Annotated in this window: 26 protein-coding genes and 1 tRNA gene; 12 read left to right on the top strand and 15 right to left on the bottom strand. The window is 68.8% G+C overall.

Annotation, left to right across the window (positions count from 1 at the left end; all coding sequences use genetic code 11):
* Window positions 1–10 precede the first annotated feature (10 nt).
* The gene (locus D9C15_RS20670) at window positions 11–781 is read left to right on the top strand and encodes an IclR family transcriptional regulator (protein WP_128000348.1); all 771 of its coding nucleotides are present in this window, start codon (window positions 11–13) and stop codon (window positions 779–781) included.
* A gap of 19 nt (window positions 782–800) precedes the next feature.
* Here D9C15_RS20670 and pbpG read toward each other — a convergent pair whose 3' ends face one another.
* From pbpG to D9C15_RS20635, 7 genes are all read right to left on the bottom strand, one after another.
* On the bottom strand, window positions 801–1,871 hold the full coding sequence (gene pbpG / locus D9C15_RS20665; protein WP_128000347.1) for a D-alanyl-D-alanine endopeptidase: 1,071 nt from the start codon (window positions 1,869–1,871) through the stop codon (window positions 801–803).
* A gap of 109 nt (window positions 1,872–1,980) precedes the next feature.
* Complete coding sequence (locus tag D9C15_RS20660) at window positions 1,981–3,522, bottom strand: 2-isopropylmalate synthase (RefSeq protein WP_128000346.1); 1,542 nt, start codon at window positions 3,520–3,522, stop codon at window positions 1,981–1,983.
* Window positions 3,523–3,549: 27 nt separating this feature from the next.
* The gene (gene leuA, locus D9C15_RS20655; RefSeq protein WP_128000345.1) at window positions 3,550–5,235 is read right to left on the bottom strand and encodes a 2-isopropylmalate synthase; all 1,686 of its coding nucleotides are present in this window, start codon (window positions 5,233–5,235) and stop codon (window positions 3,550–3,552) included.
* Window positions 5,236–5,435: 200 nt separating this feature from the next.
* Window positions 5,436–6,260, bottom strand: a complete 825-nt coding sequence (gene pssA, locus D9C15_RS20650) for a CDP-diacylglycerol--serine O-phosphatidyltransferase (RefSeq protein ID WP_128000344.1) — start codon at window positions 6,258–6,260, stop codon at window positions 5,436–5,438.
* A gap of 18 nt (window positions 6,261–6,278) precedes the next feature.
* On the bottom strand, window positions 6,279–7,295 hold the full coding sequence (gene ilvC / locus D9C15_RS20645) for a ketol-acid reductoisomerase (protein ID WP_128000343.1): 1,017 nt from the start codon (window positions 7,293–7,295) through the stop codon (window positions 6,279–6,281).
* 32 nt (window positions 7,296–7,327) lie between these two features.
* Window positions 7,328–7,819 carry an acetolactate synthase small subunit gene (gene ilvN, locus D9C15_RS20640; RefSeq protein WP_128000342.1) on the bottom strand — a complete coding sequence of 164 codons (492 nt, stop codon included), beginning with the start codon at window positions 7,817–7,819 and terminating at the stop codon, window positions 7,328–7,330.
* Window positions 7,820–7,979: 160 nt separating this feature from the next.
* Window positions 7,980–9,758 (bottom strand): acetolactate synthase 3 catalytic subunit, encoded by a 1,779-nt coding sequence (locus tag D9C15_RS20635; protein ID WP_128000341.1) that lies wholly within the window; start codon window positions 9,756–9,758, stop codon window positions 7,980–7,982.
* Between the two features lie 253 nt (window positions 9,759–10,011).
* On the opposite strand from D9C15_RS20635, the gene D9C15_RS20630 reads away from it, so the two are divergent.
* Genes D9C15_RS20630 through D9C15_RS20605 form a run of 6 tightly spaced genes read left to right on the top strand, consistent with a single transcriptional unit; the run spans window position 10,012 to window position 13,263 of the window.
* On the top strand, window positions 10,012–10,578 hold the full coding sequence (locus tag D9C15_RS20630; RefSeq protein ID WP_112189837.1) for an RNA polymerase sigma factor: 567 nt from the start codon (window positions 10,012–10,014) through the stop codon (window positions 10,576–10,578).
* Entirely contained in the window at window positions 10,575–11,015 is a 441-nt protein-coding gene (locus D9C15_RS20625; protein WP_240668488.1) for a DUF3619 family protein, read from the top strand. Before D9C15_RS20630 ends, D9C15_RS20625 begins: the two co-directional genes overlap by 4 nt.
* A 10-nt stretch (window positions 11,016–11,025) precedes the next feature.
* Window positions 11,026–11,730 carry a DUF3106 domain-containing protein gene (locus D9C15_RS20620; protein ID WP_128000340.1) on the top strand — a complete coding sequence of 235 codons (705 nt, stop codon included), beginning with the start codon at window positions 11,026–11,028 and terminating at the stop codon, window positions 11,728–11,730.
* Complete coding sequence (locus D9C15_RS20615; protein WP_128000339.1) at window positions 11,727–12,272, top strand: RDD family protein; 546 nt, start codon at window positions 11,727–11,729, stop codon at window positions 12,270–12,272. The genes D9C15_RS20620 and D9C15_RS20615 overlap by 4 nt, the downstream gene beginning before the upstream one ends.
* 23 nt (window positions 12,273–12,295) lie before the next feature.
* The gene (locus D9C15_RS20610) at window positions 12,296–12,679 is read left to right on the top strand and encodes a diacylglycerol kinase (protein WP_128000338.1); all 384 of its coding nucleotides are present in this window, start codon (window positions 12,296–12,298) and stop codon (window positions 12,677–12,679) included.
* Window positions 12,676–13,263, top strand: a complete 588-nt coding sequence (locus tag D9C15_RS20605; protein WP_128000337.1) for an LOG family protein — start codon at window positions 12,676–12,678, stop codon at window positions 13,261–13,263. The genes D9C15_RS20610 and D9C15_RS20605 overlap by 4 nt, the downstream gene beginning before the upstream one ends.
* A gap of 19 nt (window positions 13,264–13,282) precedes the next feature.
* Here D9C15_RS20605 and D9C15_RS20600 read toward each other — a convergent pair whose 3' ends face one another.
* A complete protein-coding gene (locus tag D9C15_RS20600; RefSeq protein ID WP_112189833.1) occupies window positions 13,283–13,621 on the bottom strand; it encodes a P-II family nitrogen regulator in 339 nt (112 codons plus the stop codon).
* A 67-nt stretch (window positions 13,622–13,688) separates the two neighbouring features.
* On the opposite strand from D9C15_RS20600, the gene D9C15_RS20595 reads away from it, so the two are divergent.
* Entirely contained in the window at window positions 13,689–14,843 is a 1,155-nt protein-coding gene (locus tag D9C15_RS20595) for a GNAT family N-acetyltransferase (protein ID WP_128000336.1), read from the top strand.
* 12 nt (window positions 14,844–14,855) lie between these two features.
* On the opposite strand, the gene ppa is transcribed toward D9C15_RS20595, so the two are convergent.
* Window positions 14,856–15,395 carry an inorganic diphosphatase gene (ppa, locus tag D9C15_RS20590; RefSeq protein WP_128000335.1) on the bottom strand — a complete coding sequence of 180 codons (540 nt, stop codon included), beginning with the start codon at window positions 15,393–15,395 and terminating at the stop codon, window positions 14,856–14,858.
* A 231-nt stretch (window positions 15,396–15,626) separates the two neighbouring features.
* Here ppa and D9C15_RS20585 point away from each other — a divergent pair, with 231 nt between their 5' ends.
* Window positions 15,627–17,789 (top strand): sodium-translocating pyrophosphatase, encoded by a 2,163-nt coding sequence (locus D9C15_RS20585; RefSeq protein WP_128000334.1) that lies wholly within the window; start codon window positions 15,627–15,629, stop codon window positions 17,787–17,789.
* Between the two features lie 49 nt (window positions 17,790–17,838).
* Here D9C15_RS20585 and D9C15_RS20580 read toward each other — a convergent pair whose 3' ends face one another.
* Window positions 17,839–18,444: an HAD family hydrolase gene (locus D9C15_RS20580; RefSeq protein WP_128000333.1), complete on the bottom strand. Its 606-nt coding sequence runs from the start codon at window positions 18,442–18,444 to the stop codon at window positions 17,839–17,841.
* A 189-nt stretch (window positions 18,445–18,633) separates the two neighbouring features.
* On the opposite strand from D9C15_RS20580, the gene D9C15_RS20575 reads away from it, so the two are divergent.
* On the top strand, window positions 18,634–18,864 hold the full coding sequence (locus D9C15_RS20575; RefSeq protein ID WP_128000332.1) for a hypothetical protein: 231 nt from the start codon (window positions 18,634–18,636) through the stop codon (window positions 18,862–18,864).
* A gap of 18 nt (window positions 18,865–18,882) precedes the next feature.
* Here the strand turns inward: D9C15_RS20575 and D9C15_RS20570 are convergent, their stop codons facing one another.
* On the bottom strand, window positions 18,883–19,104 hold the full coding sequence (locus D9C15_RS20570; RefSeq protein ID WP_128000331.1) for a (2Fe-2S)-binding protein: 222 nt from the start codon (window positions 19,102–19,104) through the stop codon (window positions 18,883–18,885).
* 77 nt (window positions 19,105–19,181) lie between these two features.
* Window positions 19,182–20,078 carry a LysR family transcriptional regulator gene (locus D9C15_RS20565; protein ID WP_128000330.1) on the bottom strand — a complete coding sequence of 299 codons (897 nt, stop codon included), beginning with the start codon at window positions 20,076–20,078 and terminating at the stop codon, window positions 19,182–19,184.
* A 111-nt stretch (window positions 20,079–20,189) separates the two neighbouring features.
* Between D9C15_RS20565 and D9C15_RS20560 the strand changes: the two genes are divergently transcribed.
* Window positions 20,190–21,377 carry an acyl-CoA dehydrogenase gene (locus D9C15_RS20560; protein ID WP_128000329.1) on the top strand — a complete coding sequence of 396 codons (1,188 nt, stop codon included), beginning with the start codon at window positions 20,190–20,192 and terminating at the stop codon, window positions 21,375–21,377.
* Window positions 21,378–21,379: 2 nt separating this feature from the next.
* Window positions 21,380–22,621: a CaiB/BaiF CoA transferase family protein gene (locus D9C15_RS20555; protein WP_205854858.1), complete on the top strand. Its 1,242-nt coding sequence runs from the start codon at window positions 21,380–21,382 to the stop codon at window positions 22,619–22,621.
* A 93-nt stretch (window positions 22,622–22,714) separates the two neighbouring features.
* On the opposite strand, the gene D9C15_RS20550 is transcribed toward D9C15_RS20555, so the two are convergent.
* From D9C15_RS20550 to D9C15_RS20540, 3 genes are all read right to left on the bottom strand, one after another.
* Window positions 22,715–22,791, bottom strand: a tRNA-Pro gene (locus D9C15_RS20550).
* A gap of 44 nt (window positions 22,792–22,835) precedes the next feature.
* The gene (locus tag D9C15_RS20545; RefSeq protein WP_128000328.1) at window positions 22,836–23,273 is read right to left on the bottom strand and encodes a MerR family transcriptional regulator; all 438 of its coding nucleotides are present in this window, start codon (window positions 23,271–23,273) and stop codon (window positions 22,836–22,838) included.
* 34 nt (window positions 23,274–23,307) lie between these two features.
* A complete protein-coding gene (locus D9C15_RS20540) occupies window positions 23,308–23,670 on the bottom strand; it encodes an integration host factor subunit alpha (RefSeq protein ID WP_112189440.1) in 363 nt (120 codons plus the stop codon).
* Between the last annotated feature and the right edge of the window lie 5 nt (window positions 23,671–23,675).

Raw genomic sequence — 23,675 nt, 5'->3', positions numbered from 1 at the left:
ATCCGTTCCCATGTCCAAGTCCGACGACAAGTCACCGACGATCCAGGTCCTGGAGCGGGCCTTTCACCTGCTGGACGTGCTGGCGTCCTACCCCGATCCGGTGCCGCTGAAGCAGATCGCCGAGCAGGCCGGCCTGCACCCCTCGACGGCGCACCGCATCCTCAACGACCTGACGATCGGCCGCTTCGTCGACCGGCCCGAGGCCGGCAGCTACCGGCTCGGCATGCGGCTGCTCGAACTCGGCAACCTGGTCAAGGCGCGGCTGGACGTGCGCGACGCGGCGCTCGGCCCGATGCGCGAACTGCACAAGCTGACGCATCAGCCGGTCAACCTGTCGATGCGCCAGGGCGACGAGATCGTCTACATCGAACGCGCCTACAGCGAACGCTCGGGCATGCAGGTGGTGCGTGCGATCGGCGGGCGTGCGCCGCTGCACCTCACCTCCGTCGGCAAGCTGTTCCTGGCCGCCGACGATCCGGCTCGCGTGCGCGCCTATGCCGCCCGCACCGGGCTGGCCGGCCACACCCGGAACAGCATCACCGAACTGCCGGCCCTGGAGCGCGAGCTGGCGCGGGTGAACCAGCAGGGCACCGCGCGCGACGACGAGGAACTCGAGCTGGGCGTTCGCTGCATGGCCGCCGGCATCCGCGACGACCAGGGCAACCTGATCGCAGGCCTGTCGATCTCCGCACCGGCCGACCGGCTGGAGGAGGCGTGGATGGACCGACTGAAGGCGACGGCGATGCAGATCTCGTCGGCGCTCGGCTACCGGCCGAGCTGAGCCGGCGCGTGGTGCGCGCTCAGGAGGCGGGATCGAGCTCCGGCAGCGCGATCGACGAGGTGGCCGGAGCCGGGCTCGCTGCCGTGGCCGGAGCCAGGTCGTTGACCCAGCGCCGCACGCGTTCGGCGTCACCCAGGCGAGAGTACTTTCCCGCGGAGTCCAGGAACACCATGATCAGCTTGCGGCCGGCCAGCTTGGCCTGCATCACCAGGCAGCGACCGGCCTCGGAGATGTAGCCCGTCTTCTGCAGGCCGATTTCCCAGGTCGGGTTGTTGACCAGGCGGTTGGTGTTGTGGAACTGCAGCTGGCGGCGGCCGACCACCACCGAGTACTCCGGCGACGTCGACAGTTCGCGGATCAGCTGCACGTCGTAGGCGGCCTTGACCAGCGTGGCCAGGTCCTTGGCGCTCGACTGGTTCCTGCTCGACAGCCCGGTCGGCTCGACATAGTGCGTGTCGTGCATGCCGAGCTCGGCCGCCTTGCGGTTCATCGCCGCCACGAAGGCCGGCAGGCCGCCGGGGTAGTGGCGCCCGAGCGCATGCGCGGCGCGATTCTCCGAGGCCATCAGCGCGAGGTGCAGCATCTCCTCGCGCGAGAGTTCGGTGCCGATGCGCAGGCGCGAGCGGCTGCCCTTCTCGGTGTCGATGTCTTCCTCGCCGATGGCGAGCTTCTCGTCGAGCGGCAGATTGGCTTCGGTGACGACCATCGCGGTCATCAGCTTGGTGATCGAGGCGATCGGCAGCACCGCGTCGGAGTTCTTGCTGAGCAGCACCTCGTTGCTGTCCTGGTCGACGACCAGGGCGACGCTGGAGGCGAGCGACAGGTCGTCGTCGGTTGCCCGCAGCCCCGCGATCTGCCCGAAGGATGGACGCTCCGGCACCACTCGCGCCACCCGCTTGGTCGGCCGGGCCGCCGCGCGACGCACGCCCGGCTTGGCCTGCGCCTGGCGCGCCTCGGCGGTGCTGCGCTTCTTCTTCTGCGCCGCATCCGCGGACACGGGCGTGGACAGCGCAACGGCCGCGACCAAGGTCAGCAGACCAAGGGTCACGAGTTGCTTCAACTTTGCCACGACAGTCCTTTCAACGCCCATGCGGCGCGAGTGTAAGCGTCTCGAAAAAAGCGCGCAAGATCAAAACGTTACGCGCCATTCCTCAAGTCGGTCCTCGGACTGTCAGGAATGTGACTTATTGCCTTCGGGATCAACCCTGGGCGGCCACGCGCTCGGTCTTGCTGTGCAGCTTGTTCAACGCCGACAGGTAGGCCTTGGCAGACGCCACGACGATGTCCGGATCGGCGCCGACACCGTTGACGACCCGCCCGCCGTGCTGCAGCCGGACCGTCACCTCGCCCTGGGATTCTGTGCTGCCCGACGTGATGGCATTGACCGAATAGAGCACCAGTTCCGCGCCAGTCTTCAGCTTCGACTCGATCGCCTTCAGGCTCGCATCGACGGGGCCGTTGCCGTCGCTCTCGGCATGCAGTTCGCTGGCGCCGGCTGCGAAGGCCACCTTCGCGTGCGGCCGCTCGCCGGTCTCGGAATGCTGCGCGAGCGAAAGCAGCCGGTAGTGCTCGTGCTCGGTGGTGACCGACTCGTCCATCACCAGCGCGAGGATGTCCTCGTCGAAGATGTCGCTCTTGCGGTCGGCCAGTTCCTTGAACTTGGCGAAGGCGGCGTTGATCTCGGTCTCGGAGTCGAGCTCGATGCCGAGTTCCTGCAGCCGCTGCTTGAACGCGTTGCGGCCCGACAGCTTGCCCAGCACGATCTTGTTGGCGGCCCAGCCGACGTCCTCGGCCCGCATGATCTCGTAGGTGTCGCGCGCCTTCAGCACACCGTCCTGGTGGATGCCCGAGGCATGCGCGAAGGCGTTCGCGCCCACCACCGCCTTGTTCGGCTGCACGACGAAGCCGGTGGTCTGCGCCACCAGCCGCGAGGCCGGCACGATCTGGGTGGTGTCGATGCCGAGCTCGAGGCCGAAGTAGTCGCGCCGGGTGCGCACCGCCATCACCACTTCCTCGAGCGAGCAGTTGCCGGCCCGCTCGCCGAGGCCGTTGATGGTGCATTCCACCTGGCGCGCGCCGCCGAGCTTGACGCCGGCCAGCGAGTTGGCCACCGCCATGCCGAGATCGTTGTGGCAGTGCACCGACCACACCGCCTTGGCCGAGTTCGGCACCCGCTCGCGCAGCTGGCGGATGAAGTTGCCGTACAGCTCGGGCACCGCGTAGCCGACCGTGTCGGGGATGTTGATCGTCGTCGCCCCCTCGGCGATCACCGCCTCGAGCACGCGGCACAGGAAGTCCGGCTCGCTGCGGTAGCCGTCCTCGGGCGAGAACTCGATGTCGTCGCACAGGTTGCGCGCAAAGCGCACCGCGAGCTTCGCCTGCTCGAACACCTGGTCGGGTGTCATGCGCAGCTTCTTCTCCATGTGCAGCGGGCTGGTGGCGATGAAGGTGTGGATGCGCGCTCGCGCCGCCCCCTTCAGCGCCTCGGCGGCGCGCGCGATGTCGCGGTCGTTGGCGCGCGCCAGCGAGCAGACGGTGGACTCCTTCACGTGGTCCGCGATCGCCTTCACGGCCTCGAAGTCGCCGTTGCTGGAGGCCGCGAAGCCGGCCTCGATCACGTCCACGCGCAGGCGCTCGAGCTGGCGCGCGATGCGCAGCTTCTCGTCCTTGGTCATCGAGGCGCCGGGCGACTGCTCGCCGTCGCGCAGGGTGGTGTCGAAGATGATCAGCTTGTCGGCCATGGCGGTCTCCTCGGAATGGCGCGGATGTTAGACGGTCGCGGCGCGCCCGATGCGCACCTGCCCCCGGGCGAGCGCGCGGCGCAGGCCCGAGACGACGGCACGCAACGACGCGTTGACGATGTTGCGGTCGATGCCCACGCCGAACAGCGTCTGCTCGCCGATGCGCAGCTCGAGGTAGGCCACCGCGCGCGCGTCGGCGCCCTCGCCCACCGCGTGCTCGTGGTAATCCAGCACGCGGATCGGCGCGCGGCACCAGCCCGACAGGCCGGCCACGAAGGCGTCGATCGGGCCGGTGCCTTCGCCCGCCACCGCGTGCGAGGCGCCGTCGAGGCCCACCTGCGCCTGCACGGCCACGCGCCCGGGTCCGCACTCGCGCACCGCCACATGGGCCACGCCCGGCTCGTCGATCCCGTACTCGGCATCGAAGATGGCACGCAGCTGCGCCGCGTCGACCTCCTTGCCGGTGTCGTCGGTCACCGCCTGCACCACTTGGCTGAACTCGATCTGCAGCCGGCGCGGCAGCTCGAGCCCGTACTCGGCCTCGAGCAGGTAGGCGATGCCGCCCTTGCCCGACTGGCTGTTCACGCGGATCACCGCGTCGTAGCTGCGCCCCAGGTCCTTGGGGTCGATCGGCAGGTAGGGGATGTCCCACACGTCACCGTCGCGGCGCGCGGCGAAGGCCTTCCTGATGGCGTCCTGGTGCGAGCCGGAGAACGAGGTGTAGACCAGGTCGCCGACATACGGGTGGCGCGGGTGCACCGGCAGCTGGTTGCAGTGCTCGACGCAGCGGCGCACCTCGTCGATGTCGGAGAAGTCCAGCCCCGGCGACACGCCCTGGGTGTACAGGTTCAGGGCGATGTTCACCAGGTCGACATTGCCGGTGCGCTCGCCGTTGCCGAACAGGCAGCCTTCGATGCGGTCCGCGCCGGCCATCAGCGCGAACTCGCCGGCTGCCGTGCCGGTGCCGCGGTCGTTGTGCGGGTGCACCGACAGCACCACGCCGTCGCGACGCTCGATGTGCCGGTGCATCCACTCGATCATGTCGGCGAAGACGTTCGGCGTGCTGTGCTCGACGGTGGACGGCAGATTGACGATCACCTTGTTGGATGGCGACGCCTCCCACACCGAGGTCACCGCGTCGACCACGCGCTTGGCGAAGGGCAGTTCGGTGCCCGAGAACATCTCGGGCGAGTACTGGAAGGTCCAGGCGGTACCGGGCTGCTCGCGCGCCAGGTCACGGATCAGGCGCGCATGCGTGACCGCCAGATCGACGATGCCGTCCTCGTCCAGCCCGAGCACGACGCGGCGCATCGCCGGCGCGGTCGCGTTGTAGACGTGCACGATGGCGCGCTGGGCCCCCTTCAGCGCCTCGAAGGTGCGGCGGATCAGCGGCTCGCGCGCCTGCGTCAGCACCTGGATCGTGACGTCGTCGGGCACCAAGTCGCGCTCGATCAGCTGGCGCACGAAGTCGAAGTCGGTCTGCGAGGCCGACGGAAAGCCGACCTCGATCTCCTTGAAGCCGATCTTCACGAGCATCTGGAACAGGCGCAGCTTGCGCGGCGCGTCCATCGGCTCGATCAGCGCCTGGTTGCCGTCGCGCAGGTCGACGCTGCACCACAGCGGCGCCCGGTCGAGCACGGCGTCGGGCCAGCGGCGGTCGGCCAGGGCGACGGGCTGGAACGCCCGGTACTTCTGCTGCGGTTGCTTCAACATCGTGGTTGCCTCGTGGGTGGGGAACTTGGGGCAACCCGCGCGTCGATCACGAAAGACAAACGGCCCGCTGCGGGTTGCATACGGGCCGTCGGATCGGAAACGGATGGACGTGGACGATCAGCGAGCCCGTGGAACTCCTAGGAGAAGCGCTAGCGTGATCGCGGGACCGAACGTCATCGCCGCAATGTAGCACAGGCCCGTCATTGGTGCAGGCCCTGCTCGTCGGGCTCGTCGGTCGAGGTGGCGATCACGCTGACCGGCTTGCCCTTGGTCTTGCGGTAGCCGTACACGACATAGCCCGACAGGCCGTAGACCACGAACAGCCCGAACAGCACGGTGGGCGGGTGGTAGGCGATCAGGCCGAAGGCCAGCACGATCGCGACGGTGACGATGAACGGCACCGAGCGCTTGAAGTGCACGTCCTTGAAGCTGTAGAAGGGCACGTTGGTGACCATCGTCAGCCCGGCGTAGAGCGTGAAGCCCATCGCCACCCAGCCGAGCCAGGGCCCCTCGCGGAAACCGCGGTAGCCGCTGTCGTCCATCAGCCAGATGAAGCCCATCACCAACGCCGCCGCCGCCGGGCTCGGCAGGCCCTGGAAGTAGCGCTTGTCGACCACGCCGACGTTGACGTTGAAGCGCGCGAGGCGCAGCGCCGCCGCCGCGCAGTAGACGAAGGCCGCGATCCAGCCCAGCTTGCCCATGCCCTTGAGCGCCCACTCGTAGACCACCAGGGCCGGCGCGGCGCCGAAGGACACCATGTCGGACAGGCTGTCCATCTGCTCGCCGAAGGCGCTCTGCGTGTTCGTCATGCGCGCCACGCGGCCGTCCAGGCTGTCCAGCACCATCGCGCAGAACACGCCGATGGCGGCCTGCTCGAAACGCTGGTTCATCGCCATCACGATGGCATAGAAGCCGCCGAACAGCGCGGCCAGCGTGAACAGGTTGGGCAGGATGTAGATGCCCTTGCGCCGCGGACGCGGAGCGTGCTCCGCGTCGTCGTGCGCCGGGTCCGGTGCGTCGTTCATGGACGCGAGGATACCCGCTCAGTTCTTCGACTGGTCAACCAGGCGGTTCTTCTTGATCCAGGGCATCATGGCGCGCAGCTGCTCGCCGACCTGCTCGATCGAGTGCTCGGCCATCAGGCGGCGGCGCGACTGCAGCGTCGGCGCACCCGCGCGGTTCTCCAGGATGAAGCTCTTGGCGTACTCGCCGGTCTGGATGTCCTTGAGCGCCTGGCGCATCGCCTTCTTGGTCTCCTCGGTGACGATCTTCGGGCCCGTCACGTACTCGCCGTACTCGGCGTTGTTGGAGATCGAGTAGTTCATGTTCGCGATGCCGCCCTCGTAGATCAGGTCGACGATCAGCTTGAGCTCGTGCAGGCACTCGAAGTAGGCCATCTCGGGCGCGTAGCCGGCCTCGACCAGCGTCTCGTAGCCGGCCTTGATCAGCTCGACGGCGCCGCCGCACAGCACGGTCTGCTCGCCGAACAGGTCGGTCTCGGTCTCCTCGCGGAAGTTGGTCTCGATGATGCCGGCCTTGCCGCCGCCGTTGGCCACCGCGTAGCTGAGCGCCAGGTCGCGCGCCTTGCCGCTCTTGTCGGCATAGACGGCCACCAGGTGCGGCACGCCGCCGCCTTGCGTGTAGGTGGAACGCACGGTATGGCCCGGCGCCTTGGGCGCGACCATCCAGACGTCGAGGTCGGCACGCGGCACGACCTGGCCGTAGTGCACGTTGAAGCCGTGCGCGAAGGCGAGCGAGGCGCCCTGCTTGATGTTGGGCTCGACGTCGGCCTTGTAGACCTGCGCGATCTGCTCGTCCGGCAGCAGGATCATCACGACGTCGGCGTTCTTGACCGCCTCGCCCACCTCGGCCACGCGCAGGCCGGCGCGCTCGGCCTTGCTCCAGCTGGCGCCGCCGCGGCGCAGGCCGACCGTGACCTTCACGCCGCTGTCGTTCAGGTTCTGGGCGTGCGCGTGGCCCTGCGAGCCGTAGCCGATGATGGTGACGTTCTTGCCCTTGACGAGGCTGAGGTCGGCGTCCTTGTCGTAGTAAACCTTCATGCTGTTCTCCTGGTCTCTCAGAAAGGCGGGAATCAGATGCGGAGGATCCGCTCGCCGCGACCGATCCCGCTGGTGCCGGTGCGCACGGTTTCGAGGATGGCGGCGCGGTCGATGGCCTCGATGAAGGCATCGAGCTTGCCCGCGTCGCCCGTGAGTTCGATGGTGTAGCTCTTCTCGGTGACGTCGATGATGCGGCCGCGGAAGATGTCGGCCATGCGCTTCATCTCCTCGCGTTCCTTGCCGACGGCGCGCACCTTGATGAGCATGAGCTCGCGCTCGGTGTAGGCGCCCTCGGTCAGGTCGACGACCTTGACCACCTCGATCAGCCGGTTCAGGTGCTTGGTGATCTGCTCGATGACCTCGTCCGAGCCGGTGGTGACGATGGTCATGCGCGACAGCGACGGATCTTCCGTCGGCGCGACGGTGAGGCTCTCGATGTTGTAGCCGCGCGCCGAGAACAGCGCCACGACGCGCGACAGGGCACCCGGCTCGTTCTCGAGCAGCAAGGCGATGATGTGTTTCATGGTGGTTTGGCGCGCTCTTCAGGCCGACGGCGGTAACCGGCGACCCTTGGCCACGCTGGTGAGACGAAGAAGAAGTTGAATCGTCCGGGGTGCTCCCCGCGTTCCGCCGGCTCCTGGCGCGCGCCCGGTCAGGCGTGCACCCTCGCCGGCGTGGCGCGGTTCACAGGTCCTCGGAGCCCAGCAGCATCTCGGTGATGCCCTTGCCCGCCTTGACCATCGGCCAGACGTTCTCGGTCGGGTCGGTGCGCACGTCGAGGAACACCGTGCGGTCCTTCAGCTTGATGGCCTCGCGCAGCGCGGGCTCGACGTCGCCCGGTTTCTCGATCAGCAGGCCGACATGGCCGTAGGCCTCGGCGAGCTTGACGAAGTCGGGCAGCGCGTCCATGTAGCTGTGCGAGTAGCGGCCCTGGTAGTCCAGCTCCTGCCATTGCCGCACCATGCCCAGGTAGCGGTTGTTCAGCGAGATGATCTTGACCGGCGTCTTGTACTGCGAGCAGGTCGAGAGTTCCTGGATGCACATCTGGATAGAGCCCTCGCCGGTGATGCAGAACACGTCCGCGTCCGGCTTGGCGAGCTTGATGCCCATCGCGTAGGGCAGGCCCACGCCCATCGTGCCCAGGCCGCCGGAGTTGATCCAGCGGCGCGGCTCGTCGAAGCGGTAGTACTGGGCCGCCCACATCTGGTGCTGGCCGACGTCGGAGGTGATGTAGGTGTCGCGATCCTTGGTCAGCTCCCAGAGCTTGTCGACCACGTACTGCGGCTTGATCACCTCGGTGCTGTTCTTGTAGCGCAGGCACTCGCGCTTGCGCCACTCGTTGATCTGGCCCCACCAGGCCGACAGCGAATGCACGTCGGGCTTGGCCTGGGCCTCCTTGAGCTGGGCGATCAGCTCCTGCAGCACGTCCTTCACGTCGCCGACGATCGGGATGTCGACCTTGACGCGCTTGGAGATCGACGACGGGTCGATGTCGATGTGCACGATCTTGCGCTGCACCGAGGCAAAGTGCGCCGGGTTGCCGATCACGCGGTCGTCGAAGCGGGCACCGACGGCGAGCAGGACGTCGCAGTTCTGCATCGTCATGTTCGCTTCGTAGGTGCCGTGCATGCCCAGCATGCCGAGGAACTTCGGGTCGCTGGACGGGAAGGCGCCCAGGCCCATCAGCGTGTTGGTGCAGGGGTAGCCGAGCAGGTTGACCAGCTCGCGCAGCTCGGCCGAGGCGTTGCCCAGGATCACGCCGCCGCCGGTGTAGATGTAGGGGCGCTTGGCCCCCAGCAGCAGCTGCACCGCCTTGCGGATCTGCCCGCCGTGGCCCTTGCGCACCGGGTTGTACGAGCGCATCTCGACCGTGGCCGGATAGTGGAACGGCGCGGTCTTGAGCGACACGTCCTTCGGGATGTCCACCACCACAGGGCCCGGGCGGCCGGTGCGGGCGATGTGGAAGGCCTTCTTGAGCGTCAGCGCCAGCTCGCGCACGTCCTTGACCAGGAAGTTGTGCTTGACGATCGGGCGCGTGATGCCGACGGTGTCGCACTCCTGGAAGGCGTCCAGGCCGATCGCCGGGGTGGGGACCTGGCCGGTGATGATCACCATCGGGATCGAGTCCATGTAGGCGGTTGCGATGCCGGTGACGGCATTCGTGACGCCCGGGCCCGAGGTGACCAGCGCGACGCCCACCTCGCCGGTGGCGCGGGCGTAGCCGTCGGCGGCGTGCACGGCGGCCTGCTCGTGGCGCACCAGCACATGCTGGATGCTGTCCTGCTTGTACAGCGCGTCGTAGATGTAGAGCACCGCACCGCCGGGGTAGCCCCAGAGGTACTTGACGTTCTCGGCCTGCAGGCAGCGGACGAGGATTTCCGATCCGTTCGGGTCGGCTTGGGGGGAGGAGGGATGCGGTTGTGCCGAAGCGGCACGCTTGACTTCCGCGGCAGACATGTCCATGACGAACCTCTGTGAATTTCTCTGACGAAAAACCATCGGTGCACCTCTCCGCAGCCTCGTGAGCCGGGTGTGGTGCCTGCGCGATCAACAAACAAGGCGCCCTTGGTCGGGCGTCCAGCTGATGACCCAGCTGTTGTGCAAAGCAGCATTATGACATGTGCTTGCACACCGCCCGCGCCAAGCCGGGCGCGCACGGGACGCGATGACATAATCCCGGCCGACCTTCCGGGCCTGCGCCCGTGCCGCCCGCCCCTTGGCCTCAGACAAAGAACTCTCCGACTTCCTCAAGAGCGCCGAGAAGCGGGCCTTCAAGCGCGTCGTGTACGCGGTGCGCGACGAGGAAGCGGCCCTGGACATCGTGCAGGACGCGATGATCCGCCTGGCGGAGAAATACGTCGACCGGCCGGCCGCCGAACTGCCGCTGCTGTTCCAGCGCATCCTGTCCAACGCCACGATGGACTGGTTCCGGCGCCAGAAGGTGCGCAATGCCTATGTGCGGAACTTCTCCGATTTCGAATCGTCGGATGGCGACGGCGACTTCGACATCCTGGAAACTCTCGAATCGCTGGACGCGGTGGCGGGCCTGGAGAGCGCTCAGGACACGGTGTCGAGGGCGCAGATCCTGCTAGCCATCGAGCAGGAGGTGGCGGCATTGCCGGCACGTCAACGGGAGGCCTTCCTGCTGCGTTACTGGGAGGAACTCGATGTCGCCGAGACCGCCAGCGCGATGGGTTGTTCGGAGGGCAGCGTCAAGACACATTGCTCGCGGGCGGTTCATGCGCTCGCGAAGGCGCTGCAGGCAAAGGGAATCGCACTGTGAAGAACTCGAACCGCACCGTTTCTGCCGCCGTTGTCGAGGCGATGCAGGCGCGCCTCGCGTTCCGGGTCGCCGGGCGCCTGTCCGAGGGCGCCGACGCGCTCGAGGCCGATCTCTCCGAGCGCCTGCGCTTCGCCCGCGAGAAGGCCCTCGAACGCGCGCGCTTGGCACGCGCGGCCGCCCCGGCGGCTGCGCCGGCGCTCGTGAGTTCCGGCTCGTCGGCGGCCCTGCTGGGCGGCGGCGGGTGGTGGGTCAAGCTGGCCTCGGTGCTGCCGTTGGCCGTGTTGGCGGCGGGCTTGCTGCTGATCGAGCACCTGCACACCCAGTCCCAGATCGCCACGGCGGCCGACATCGACGCCGAACTGCTGATCGACGACCTGCCGCCGGCCGCCTACACGGACCCGGGATTCGCCGAGTTCCTCAAGACACCGAGCGAGTGAGGCGCCGGCCATGCACGCCCGCGCCTTCGCCGCCATGATCGCACTGACGCTGCTGTCCGCGGCGGGGTCGGTGTGCGCCGAGGAGGGCCCGCGCTGGCAGGAACTGTCGGCCACGCAGCGCTCGGCACTGAAGCCGCTGGAGCGCGACTGGTCCTCCATCGACGCCTCGCGCAAGCAGAAGTGGATCGAGATCGCCTCGCGTTTCCACACCCTGCCTCCCGAGGAGCAGCAGCGCATGTCGAACCGCATGACGCAGTGGGCCAAGCTGTCGCCGGCCGAGCGCGGCCAGGCCCGGCAGAACTTCCAGGAAGCCCGCCAGCTCGCGCCGCAGGAGCGCCAAGCCCGGTGGCAGGCCTATCAGGCGCTGACGCCCGAGCAGCGCAAGCAGCTCGGGGCCGGCAAGTCTCCCGTGGCGCCGGTGAGCACCGCGCGCGAGGCCAACCAGACCAAGTCCAACATCGTGCCCAATCCGGCCTACGCGCCGCCGCCGCGCCCGGTCGCACCGACGGTCGTTCAGGCCGCTCCGGGCGCCACCACCTCGCTCATCACCAAGCGACCCGCCCCGCCCGCGCACCAGCAGCCGGGGCTGCCGAAGATCGCGGCGACGCCGGGGCTGGTCGACAAGACGACCTTGCTGCCGCAGCGCGGCCCGCAGGCCGCGGCGGCGCGCCCGGTCGACGCCGGCGCCTCCGCCGGACGACGCGGCGCCCGATGAGCCCCGAGGCAGCAGCGGCCGGGGAGCGCCCCGGCGGTGTCGACCTGGGCACCGGCGTGCCGAGCCTGCGCCGGCGCATGGCCTGCTTCGTCTACGAGGGGGTGCTGCTGTTCGGCGTGCTGATGATCTCGGGCTGGCTGTTCTCCACCCTGACCCAGCAGCGCCACGCGCTCGTGGGCCGGCACGGACTGCAGGGCTTCCTGTTCCTGGTGCTGGCGATCTACTTCGTCTGGTTCTGGAGCCATGGTGGGCAGACCGTGGCGATGAAGGCCTGGCACATCCGCCTGGTCGACCGCAACGGCGCGCCGGTCACCCAGGCACGCGCCTTCGCCCGCTACCTGCTGTGCTGGCTCTGGTTCGCGCCGGCGCTGGCGGCGCTCTACCTGTCCGGCCTGCGCAGCGGGCTGGAGGTGACGGTGCTGCTGCTGGCCGGGGTGGTCGGCTACGCCATGCTGGCGCTGTCCAATCGCGAGCGGCAGTTCTGGCACGACCTGGCCTGCGGCACACGGCTCGTCACCTGGCGACCGCCGCCGCGCCGCTGAGGCGCAAGGCAGAATCCGGCCCGATGAGCAATCCGCACAAGGGCCGCACCGGACTGGATCGACTCCTGCGCGCTACCGGCTACTCGATCGACGGGCTGACCACCGCCTACCGCGGCGAAAGCGCATTCCGCCAGGAGTTCTGGCTCGCCGCGGTGCTGCTGCCGCTGGCGTTCTGGCTCGGCCGCGGCTGGGTCGAGGTGGCCCTGCTGGCAGGCTCGGTGCTGCTGGTGCTGATCGTCGAACTGCTGAATTCGGGCATCGAGGCCACGGTGGACCGGGTGTCCTTCGAGTTCCACGAGTTGTCCAAGCGCGCCAAGGACCTGGCCAGCGCCGCGGTGTTCCTCTCGCTGCTGCTGTGCGGCGGCATCTGGGCGGCGGCCCTGTGGCAGCGCTGGGGCGCGGCATGACGGCGCGCCTGTCGCTGTGCGTCTACTGCGGCTCGCGGGAGGGCGCGACACCGGCCTTCGCCGCGGCGGCCCGGGCGGTCGGTGCCGAGATCGCCCGTCGCGGCTGGCAGCTGGTCTACGGCGGAGGCCGCGCCGGGCTGATGGGCCTGGTGGCCGATGCTGCGCTGGCCGGCGGTGCGCCGGTGGTCGGCGTGATCCCGCGCTCGCTGATGCAGCGCGAGGTGGGGCATGCCGGCCTGACCGAACTGCACGTGGTCGACACCATGCACCAGCGCAAGCGCCTGATGGCCGAACGCAGCGACGCCTTCGTCGCGCTGCCGGGCGGCATCGGCACCTTCGAGGAACTGTTCGAGGTCTGGACCTGGCGCCAGCTCGGCTACCACGACAAGCCGGTCGGCCTGCTGAATGCCGCCGGGTACTACGACGCGCTGCTGGCCTTCCTGCAGCAGACGGTGATGCAGGGTTTCGTCTCGCCGCCGCAGCACGGGCTGCTGCAGGTGGATGGTGATCCGGCGCGTCTGCTCGACGCGATCGCCGCCGCCGTGCCCGGCGCCACCGCGCCGGACGATTACCGGGCGATCTGAGCCCGGCCCGGTGCGCCGCTCAGACGGCGTCTTCGTTGACCTCTCCGGTGCGGATGCGCACCACCTGCTCGACCGCGGTGACGAAGATCTTGCCGTCGCCGATCTTGCCGGTCTTGGCCGCCTTGACGATGGCCTCGATGCAGCGCTCGACGTCGCTGTCCTTCACGACGACCTCCACCTTCACCTTGGGCAGGAAGTCGACCACGTACTCGGCGCCGCGGTACAGCTCGGTGTGGCCCTTCTGGCGGCCGAAGCCCTTCACCTCGGTGACGGTCAGGCCGGTGACGCCGACTTCGGCAAGGCCTTCGCGCACTTCCTCGAGCTTGAAGGGCTTCACGATCGCGGTGATCTGTTTCATCGCTGACTCCGAGGGGTGTTGTTCGCGGTTAGTGTAAGCGCGGCCGCGCGCAACCTACCATCGCCGCATGAGCTTCTCCCTCGAGGTCCGCGTGGTTGGCGAGCCCGGCCGGATCGACGCACGAGAATGGAACACGCTGCTCGACAACGGTGCTGCGCCGACCCCGTTCATGCGCCACGAGTACCTGCTCGCGCTGCACGAGTCGGGCAGCGCGACGGCGCGCACCGGCTGGCAGCCGCAGTTCCTGGCGGCGCGGCGCGGCGGCGCGCTGGTGGCAGCCTGCCCGCTGTACCTGAAGTCGCACTCCTACGGCGAGTACGTGTTCGACTGGGCCTGGGCCGATGCCTACCAGCGCCATGGTCTGGACTATTACCCGAAGCTGCTGTGTGCGGTGCCCTTCACGCCGGTGCCGGGCGACCGGCTGCTCGCCGCCGAGCCGGCGGCACGCGCCGCGCTGGCCACGGCGATGCGACGCATCGCGACCGACAACGAGCTCTCGTCCGTCCACCTGCTGTTCACGAGCGAGGCCGACCGTGCGGCGACCGAGGACCCCGGCTGGCTGGCGCGCCGCACGGTGCAGTTCCACTGGCTCAACCCGGAGGACACACCCTATGCCGACTTCGCGGCCTTCCTGGCCGCCCTGCAGCGCGACAAGCGCAAGAAGATCCAGCAGGAGCGGCGCCGCGTCGCCGAGGCCGGCATCGTGTTCGAGGCCCTCGAGGGCGAGGCCATCACGACCGCCGACTGGGACTTCTTCTACCGCTGCTACACCCTCACCTACCGCGCGCACCATTCGATGCCCTACCTGACGCGGGACTTCTTCGCCCGCATGCAGGCGACCATGGCGCGCCATTGGCTGATGTTCGTGGCGCGCCGCGGCAGCGAGCGCGTCGCGGCCTCGCTGATCGCGCTCGACCCGCCGCGGCGCGCCGCGTTCGGGCGCTACTGGGGCTGCACCGAACACGTGAGCTGCCTGCACTTCGAGGCCTGCTACTACCAGCCGCTGGCCTGGTGCATCGCGAACGGCTATCGGCGCTTCGAGGGCGGCGCGCAGGGCGAGCACAAGATGGCGCGCGGGCTGCTGCCGGTGGCCACCGGCTCGGCCCACTGGCTCGCACACCCGCAGTTCGCCCAGGCCGTGGCCGACTACCTCGAGCGCGAGGGCGCTGGCGTCGCCGAGTACCTCGACGAACTCGACGAACGCCGGCCGTTCAAGGCCTGAGACCCGCGGCCTTCAGCCCTGCTTGCTGCGCTGGTAGCTCGCGATGCCCTCCGAGACTTCGCGCTTGGCCGCCTCCGGCCCTTCCCAGCCCTGCACCTTGACCCACTTGCCGGCTTCCAGGTCCTTGTAGTGCTCGAAGAAGTGCTGGATCGCCTTCAGGCGCATCTGGTTGATGTCCTCGGGCTTGTTCCAGTGGCTGTAGATCGGGCAGACCTTGGTGATTGGCACGGCCAGCAGCTTGGCGTCACCGCCGGCCTCGTCGTCCATCTTGAGCACGCCCAGCGGCCGGCAGGTGACCACCACGCCCGGCGACAGCGCGTACGGCGTGATCACCAGCACGTCGACCGGATCGCCGTCGTCGGCCAGCGTCATCGGCACGTAGCCGTAGTTGCACGGGTAGTGCATCGCGGTGGTCATGAAGCGATCGACGAACATCGCGCCCGATTCCTTGTCCACCTCGTACTTGATCGGGTCGGCATTCATCGGGATCTCGATGATCACGTTGAACTCGTCGGGCGCCTTGGCGCCGGGGGTCACGTTGTGCAGGCTCATGGTGGGCTCAAAGCGTTTGGACTGCGGTCGATTCTACGCAGCGCACTGTCTGCGGCCTGACACATTGACCTGCCGCACGGAACGCTGGAAAACACCATGTGGTCGGCGTTGCCTTTGCCGCGAGCCATCCCGTAGCATGCCGCGGTCCCGCGGGCGGGGCGGCGCGAGCCTGCGCCGTGCGCAGCCTGCCTCACATTCCATCGAACTCGAGACGAGGAAGGAGATCCCCTGATGTCCACCAACGTGGCGTTGTACCTGGCGCTGGCCTGTGGCCTGGCCGCGGTCGTCTACGGCTTCGTGCAGCGAAGCTGGATCCTCGGCCAGAGCGCCGGCAATGCGCGCATGCAGGAGATCGCCGGCGCGATCCAGCAGGGCGCGGCGGCCTACCTGGCGCGGCAGTACAAGACCATCGGCATCGTCGGCGTCGTGCTGGCCATCCTGATCGGCATCTTCCTGGACGGCACCACCGCCGTGGGCTTCGTGGTCGGCGCGGTGCTCTCCGGCGCCTGCGGCTTCATCGGCATGAACGTCTCGGTGCGCGCCAACGTGCGCACCGCGCAGGCCGCCACGCAGGGCATCGGTCCGGCGCTGAACGTCGCCTTCAAGGGCGGCGCGATCACCGGCATGCTGGTGGTGGGCCTGGGCCTGCTGGGCGTGGGCATCTTCTTCTGGTTCATCACCGGCAACGGCAACCTCACGCCGGACAAGAGCCTGTCGGCCACGCTCAAGCCGCTGCTCGGCCTGGCCTTCGGCTCCTCGCTGATCTCGATCTTCGCGCGCCTGGGCGGCGGCATCTTCACCAAGGGCGCGGACGTCGGCGCCGACCTGGTCGGCAAGGTCGAGGCCGGCATCCCCGAGGACGATCCGCGCAACCCGGCGGTGATCGCCGACAACGTAGGCGACAACGTCGGCGACTGCGCCGGCATGGCCGCCGACCTGTTCGAGACCTACGCGGTGACGCTGATCGCCACGATGGCGCTCGGCGCGCTGATGGTCAGCGCCGCGCCGATGGCCGCGGCCGTGTACCCGCTGGTGCTGGGCGGCGTGTCGATCATCGCCTCGATCATCGGCTGCGGCTTCGTCAAGGCCACGCCCGGCATGAAGAACGTGATGCCGGCGCTCTACAAGGGCCTGATCGTCGCCGGCGTGCTGTCGTTCATCGCCTTCGTCGGCGTGACGATGCTGGTCGTGCCCGACAACGCGCTCGGCGCCGCCGGCTCGCAGATGCGCCTGATCGGCGCCTGCGCCGTGGGCCTGCTGCTGACCGCCGGCCTGGTGTGGATCACCGAGTACTACACCGGCACGCAGTACGCGCCGGTCAAGCACGTCGCGCAGGCCTCCACCACCGGCCACGGCACCAACATCATCGCCGGCCTGGGCGTGAGCATGAAGTCGACCGCATGGCCGGTGATCATGGTCTGCATTGCGATCATCGTGTCCTACATGCTGGCCGGCCTGTACGGCATCGCGATCGCCGCCACCTCGATGCTGAGCATGGCCGGCATCGTGGTCGCGCTGGACGCCTACGGCCCGATCACCGACAACGCCGGCGGCATCGCCGAGATGGCCGAGCTGCCGCCGGAGGTGCGCGAGATCACCGACCCGCTGGACGCAGTGGGCAACACCACCAAGGCGGTCACCAAGGGCTACGCGATCGGCTCGGCCGGCTTGGCCGCGCTGGTGCTGTTCGCCGACTACACGCACGCGCTCGAGGCGCGCGGCATGCACGTCTCGTTCGACCTGTCGAACCACATGGTGATCATCGGCCTGTTCATCGGCGGCCTGATCCCCTACCTGTTCGGCGCGATGGCGATGGAGGCGGTCGGCCGCGCCGCGGGCTCGGTGGTGGTCGAGGTGCGCCGCCAGTTCCGCGACATCAAGGGCATCATGGAAGGCACCGGCAAGCCCGAGTACGGCAAGGCGGTCGACATGCTGACCACCGCGGCGATCAAGGAGATGATCATCCCATCGCTGTTGCCGGTGGTGGTGCCGATCCTGGTCGGCCTGTTCCTCGGCCCGGCCGCGCTCGGCGGCCTGCTGATGGGCACCATCGTCACCGGCCTGTTCGTCGCCATCTCGATGTGCACCGGCGGCGGCGCCTGGGACAACGCCAAGAAGCTGATCGAGGAAGGCTTCAAGGACGATGCCGGCGTGACCCACAAGAAGGGCGGCGAGGCGCACAAGGCCGCAGTGACCGGCGACACGGTCGGCGACCCCTACAAGGACACCGCTGGCCCGGCCGTCAACCCGCTGATCAAGATCATCAACATCGTGGCACTGCTGATCGTGCCGCTGTTGCCGATGAGCGGTGCCACCAGCAAGGCGGCATCACACGAGGCCAGCCCGCCGGCCGTCACGGCGCCTGCCGCGCCGGCATCGGCAGCGAGCAACTGAGCCCGTCTCGCCCGACCTCGGGGGCTGGCCGCGCCAGCCCCTTTTCATTTCAGCGCCGCGCGAGCCAGTAGTCGACGAAATCGGCCAGGTCGTGATGCGTGCTCGAGGCCAGCTCGAGCTCGGGCCCGACGTTCGGGCTGCCGTTGGGCGCACCGCGGGTCACCAGCGCCGTGTGCACCGGGCCCGGGATGCCGCGGAAGTACGGCAGGTAATCGTCGACGAAGGCCTGCGGCGCGAGCTGTTCGACGGCATCGGCCTTCGGGCTGCGGTCCCGGCCGGCGTCGCCGGTGGCGATGACGCGCTCGATCGGGAAATCCAGCGCGCGCAGGTTGCGGCGCCGGGCGTCCTCGAAGCGCGGCTCGAGCGCCGACACGCACACCAGCGTGTAGCCGGCCGCGTGCAGCCGGTGGCAGGCCTCGACCGCCCCGGGGATCGACGGAACGGTGGACCAGAACGGCTCGCCGAACTCGGCGCGGAAGCGCGCCCGCTTGATCAGGCCGAGACGTTCGACCTGCCATCGGTCCATCGGCCAGTAGGCCTGCGGATCGCGCTCGGCCGGGTACTCGCCGAAGGCGCGCTGCCAGGCGTCGGCGTAGGCCAGGTGGTAGTCGAGCAGGACGCCGTCGGCATCCAGCGCGATGATGGGGCGTTCCATGGCCGGCACTCTAGCGTCGCGGCGGCCAAGACAGAGTCGCCTGAGCGACCTCTCGTGCATCCTGTTGCGCCGTCCGGCCGGATTCCGCCGACAATAGCGGGTTGACGCAGGCGCCGGCGCCCCCATCTGCATCGAGCCTGCCCTCGCTCTTCGCCTCCCCCTATGACGACTCGACGCTCCTCGCCACCCATGCCGACCAACGACAGCACGCCCAAGCTGCGCCAGACGCAGGCCGAGTACACCGCCGCACGTCCGGCCTCCGAGCCGGGCATCCGCCCGATGATGTCGAGTTCGAAGATGTATGTGTGCCGGCGCTGCCAGGCCAATTTCAAGACCGGCGATGGACGCCCCGATCCGCGTCTGCCCGGGGTGGGCAAGTGCAACCAATGCATCGCCGCTTCAGCGGCGGCGGCGGCCTGACGACGGCCCGGTCGGCGCTTAGCCGGCCACCAGCGCGATGACGCGCCGCTCTTGCGCGGCGCCGCCGGCACAGACCCGCTGCCGCGCGTTCTCGAACACATCCCGCGCACAGTCGTGGCAGCACCCGCAGGATGAAGCCAGCCGCGTGTCGTCCTGCAGCGCCTCGAAGCAGTCGGTGCCCGACTCCACCGCCCGGACGATGTCGCGATCGGAGATGCGATGGCACAGGCAGACGATCATGGCGCGCGGTCCTCGGTGCGGATGCAGCCATCCTAGCTCAAATAGGAATGCTTCTCAATAATAATCCTTGATGCCGATCAGGCTGCGGCCGCCTGCGCCTGCGTCTGCAGCCAGGTGCCGAAGAGGCGCAGCGCGGCACTGCCGGATTCGCGCTCCGGATAGATCAGGCGATAGGCCCGGCCGCTCGGCACGGCCTGCGGCGAGACGGTCACGAGCGACCCACGCGCGAGTTCGTCTTCCACGAGGAACGGCGGCACCAGGGCGACGCCCATGCTTCGGGTCGCCGCCTCGGCGAGCATGGAGAACAGTTCCAGCCGCGGGCCGGCCAGGTCGCCTTCGACCCGCAGCCCCTGTGCGGCGAACCAGTCGCGCCAGGCGTAGGGCCGCGTGCCCTGCTGCAGCAGCACCACGTTGCGCCAGTCGCCCGCGGTGAAGTCGCGCCGCCCCGCGGCCAGCGCCGGACTGGCCACGGCCACCAGGCTCTCCGGCAGCAGGAACAGACCTTCGGTGCCCGGCCACGCGCCGGTGCCGGCGTGGATCGCGGCATGGAACGGCGTGTCGTCGAACAGGAAGGGCCGCGTGCGCGCCGTCAGGTGCACCTGGATCGACGGGTGCGCCCGGGTGAAGCCGGGCAGGCGCGGCAGCAGCCACTTGGTGGCGAAGGTCGGTACCACGCCGAGTTCGAGCGCCACACCCTCGGCGCCGCGCGACATCAGTTCCAGCGCATCGCGCTCGACCTCCTCCAGCCGCGCCCTCACCTGCCGGCCGTAACGCTGCCCGGCGTCGGTCAGTGCCACCCCGCGACGGCTGCGCTGGAACAGGCGCACACCGAGGAACTCCTCCAGCGCGGCGATCTGGCGGCAGACCGCACTCTGCGTCACCGCGAGTTCTTCGGCCGCCTTGGTGTAGCTCTGGTGGCGCGCCGCCGCCTCGAAGGCGGCGAGAGCGCCCGTGGACGGGATCTTCCGGCGCATGACCTGGCTATTGTGCGTCTGACGCACAAGACGGTGCAAACATGTCGTTTGCGCACGGGAACAATCGCCTCTAGAGTCCCGACACTTCGTTTCTTCTGCGGTGATCCTGAGATGAGTTCCAATCACACCAAGGCCAGCTTCCACTGGGACGATCCCTTGCTGCTCGACGCCCAGCTGAGCGACGAGGAGCGCATGGTGCGCGACTCGGCCCGCACGTACTGCCAGGAGCGCCTCGCGCCACGCGTGCTCGAAGCCTTCCGCCACGAGCGCACCGATGCCGGCATCTTCCGGGAGATGGGCGAACTCGGCCTGCTCGGGCCCACCATTCCCGAAGCCTATGGCGGCGCCGGGCTGAACTACGTCAGCTACGGGCTTGTGGCGCACGAGGTCGAGCGCGTCGACTCGGGCTATCGCTCGATGATGAGCGTGCAGAGCTCGCTGGTGATGGTGCCCATCAACGAGTTCGGCACCGAGGCGCAGAAACAGAAGTACCTGCCGAAGCTGGCGCGCGGCGAGTGGATCGGCTGCTTCGGCCTGACCGAGCCGAACCACGGCTCCGACCCCGGCAGCATGGTGTCGCGCGCGAAGAAGGTGCCCGGCGGTTATGCACTCACCGGCAGCAAGATGTGGATCACCAACAGCCCGATCGCCGACGTGTTCGTGGTCTGGGCCAAGGACGACGCGGGGGCCATCCGCGGTTTTGTGCTCGAGAAGGGCTGGAAGGGACTGAGCGCTCCGGCCATCCACGGCAAGGTCGGCCTGCGCGCCTCGGTCACCGGCGAGATCGTGATGGACGAGGTGTTCTGCCCCGAGGAGAACGCCTTCCCCGAGGTGCGCGGCCTGAAGGGCCCGTTCACCTGCCTGAACAGCGCGCGCTACGGCATTGCCTGGGGCGCGCTCGGCGCGGCGGAGGACTGCTTCCATCGCGCCCGCCAGTACGTGCTCGACCGCAAGCAGTTCGGCAAGCCCCTGGCGGCCAACCAGCTGGTGCAGAAGAAGCTTGCCGACATGCTGACCGACATCACGCTCGGCCTGCAGGGTTGCCTGCGGCTCGGGCGCATGAAGGACGAGGGCACGGCCGCGGTCGAGATCACCTCGATCATGAAGCGCAACTCCTGCGGCAAGGCTCTCGAGATCGCCCGCACCGCGCGCGACATGCTCGGCGGCAACGGCATCAGCGACGAGTTCGGCGTGGCGCGCCACCTCGTCAACCTCGAGGTGGTCAACACCTACGAGGGCACCCACGACGTGCACGCGCTGATCCTCGGCCGGGCGATCACCGGCATCGCGGCGTTCTGAGCGTGGAGCGCCCCGCCCTGCCACCGGGCGCGCTGGCCGGCCTGCGCGTGCTCGACCTCTCGCGGGTGCTGGCCGGCCCGTGGTGCAGCCAGTTGCTGGCCGACCTGGGCGCGGATGTCGTCAAGGTCGAGCGCCCGGGCAGCGGCGACGACACACGCGCCTGGGGCCCGCCCTGGCTGCAGCGCGACGACGGCAGCGCGAGTGCCGAGTCGGCCTACTTCCTGAGCGCGAACCGCAACAAGCGCTCGCTGACGGTCGACCTGTCGAACCCGGAGGGGCAGCGCCTGGTGCGCGAGCTGGCGCTGGGCGCAGACGTGCTGCTGGAGAACTTCAAGGTCGGTGGCCTGGCGCAGTACGGGCTCGACTACGCGAGCCTGGCGCCGCTCAACCCGCGCCTGATCTACTGCTCGATCACCGGCTTCGGCCAGACCGGGCCCTATGCCGAGCGCCCCGGCTACGACTTCCTGATGCAGGGCATGGGCGGGTTGATGAGCATCACCGGGCGCCCTGACGGCGAAGCCGGTGGCGGGCCGCTGAAGGTGGGCGTGGCGCTCACCGACGTGATGACCGGCCTGTACGCGGCGGTGGCGGTGCTGGCCGCGCTGCAGCGCCGCCATGTCAGCGGCACCGGCCAGCACGTCGATCTGGCGCTGCTGGACGTGCAGGTGGCGGCGCTGGCCAACCAGGCCTCGAACTTCCTGGTCGGCGGCCGCGTGCCGCAGCGCATGGGCAATGCCCACCCGAGCATCGTGCCCTACCAGGACTTCCCGACCGCGGACGGCCACATGATCGTTACGGTCGGCAACGACAGCCAGTTCGCCTCGTTCTGTGGCGTGCTCGGCCGGGCGGACTGGGCGCGCGACGAGCGGTACGCGACCAACCCGCAGCGGGTGAGGCATCGCGACGCACTGGTGGCGGCGATCGGCGAAATCACCCGGACACGCCGCACCGACGACTGGATCGCCGCGATGGAAGCCGCGAACGTGCCCTGCGGCCCGATCAACACGCTGGACCGGGTGTTCGACAACGAACAGGTGCGCGCCCGTGGCCTGCGCGTGGAACTCCCGCACCAGGAGGCGTCCGCCGTCCCGCTGGTGGCCAACCCGATCCGCCTGTCGGAGTCGCCGGTGGCGTATCGCAGCGCACCGCCGACGCTCGGTCAGCACTGCGAGGAGGTGCTGCACGACTGGCTGGGCCTCGAGCCGGAGGCGATCGCCGCCCTGCGTGCCCAGCGCGTCGTCTGACGGACTGCGGCGCACGGAGGCTCTGGCGCAGGGCTTCGTCCGGCCAACAAGCAAGAAGCCCGGCACCTTGCGGCACCGGGCTTCTGCAGTTCTTGGTCGGGGTGGCGGGATTCGAACTCGCGACCCCTTGCACCCCATGCAAGTGCGCTACCAGGCTGCGCTACACCCCGACGAACTGCGCATTATAGGGCCTGCCGGCCCTGCGCTTGCCGGATCACTCGCTCAGCAGGCTGCGGATGGAGCGCAACTCGTCGCGCACCTGGTCCAGTGTCCAGGCGCCGGCCGGATCGGGATCTTCGGGCGCCGTCGGTGCGGGCGCCAGGGCTGCGGCCATGTCGATCACTTCGTCGGCGACGACGGCCGCCTGGGCCGACTCCGTCGGCGACTCACGCCCCGCGCTCGGATCGGACAGGCGATTGCGCGCGCCGCTGATCGTGAAGCCCTGTTCGTATAGCAGTTCGCGGATGCGCCGGATCAGCAGCACCTCGTGATGCTGGTAGTAGCGCCGGTTGCCGCGGCGCTTCATGGGCTTGAGCTGCGTGAACTCCTGCTCCCAATAGCGCAGCACGTACGGCTTCACCCCGCACAAGTCGCTCACCTCACCGATCGTGAAGTAACGCTTGGCGGGAATGGCTGGGAGCGCTTTCTCCATTTAAATCAATAAGATCGCAAGAGAAAGCTAGACTTTACTCGAACTCCTCCCCGACCGGTATGTCACCTTGCACGACTCCCTTGAGTTTGTAACTCGCGTGGAAGGTCACGACGTTGCGTGCCTTGATCGGAATCGCCTCGCCGGTGCGCGGATTGCGACCCGGCCGCGGCGCCTTGCGGCGGATGTTGAAGTTGCCGAAGCTCGAGAGCTTGACATCCTCGCCGCCCACCAGCGTGCCGTGGATGATCTCGAAGAAGGCCTCGACCATGTCCTTGGACTCGCGCTTGTTCAGCCCGAGCCGCTCGAACAGCAGGTCGGCCAGTTCGGCCTTGGTCAGCGTCGGCGTCTCGATCGTCGGCAGGACGACGCGGCCGCCGGGCTTCTCGTTGTCGCTCATGGTCC

It is taken from the genome of Piscinibacter defluvii, assembly GCF_004011805.1.
Taxonomy (GTDB): domain Bacteria; phylum Pseudomonadota; class Gammaproteobacteria; order Burkholderiales; family Burkholderiaceae_C; genus Piscinibacter; species Piscinibacter defluvii.
This window is presented reverse-complemented; position numbering and strand designations above follow the sequence as displayed.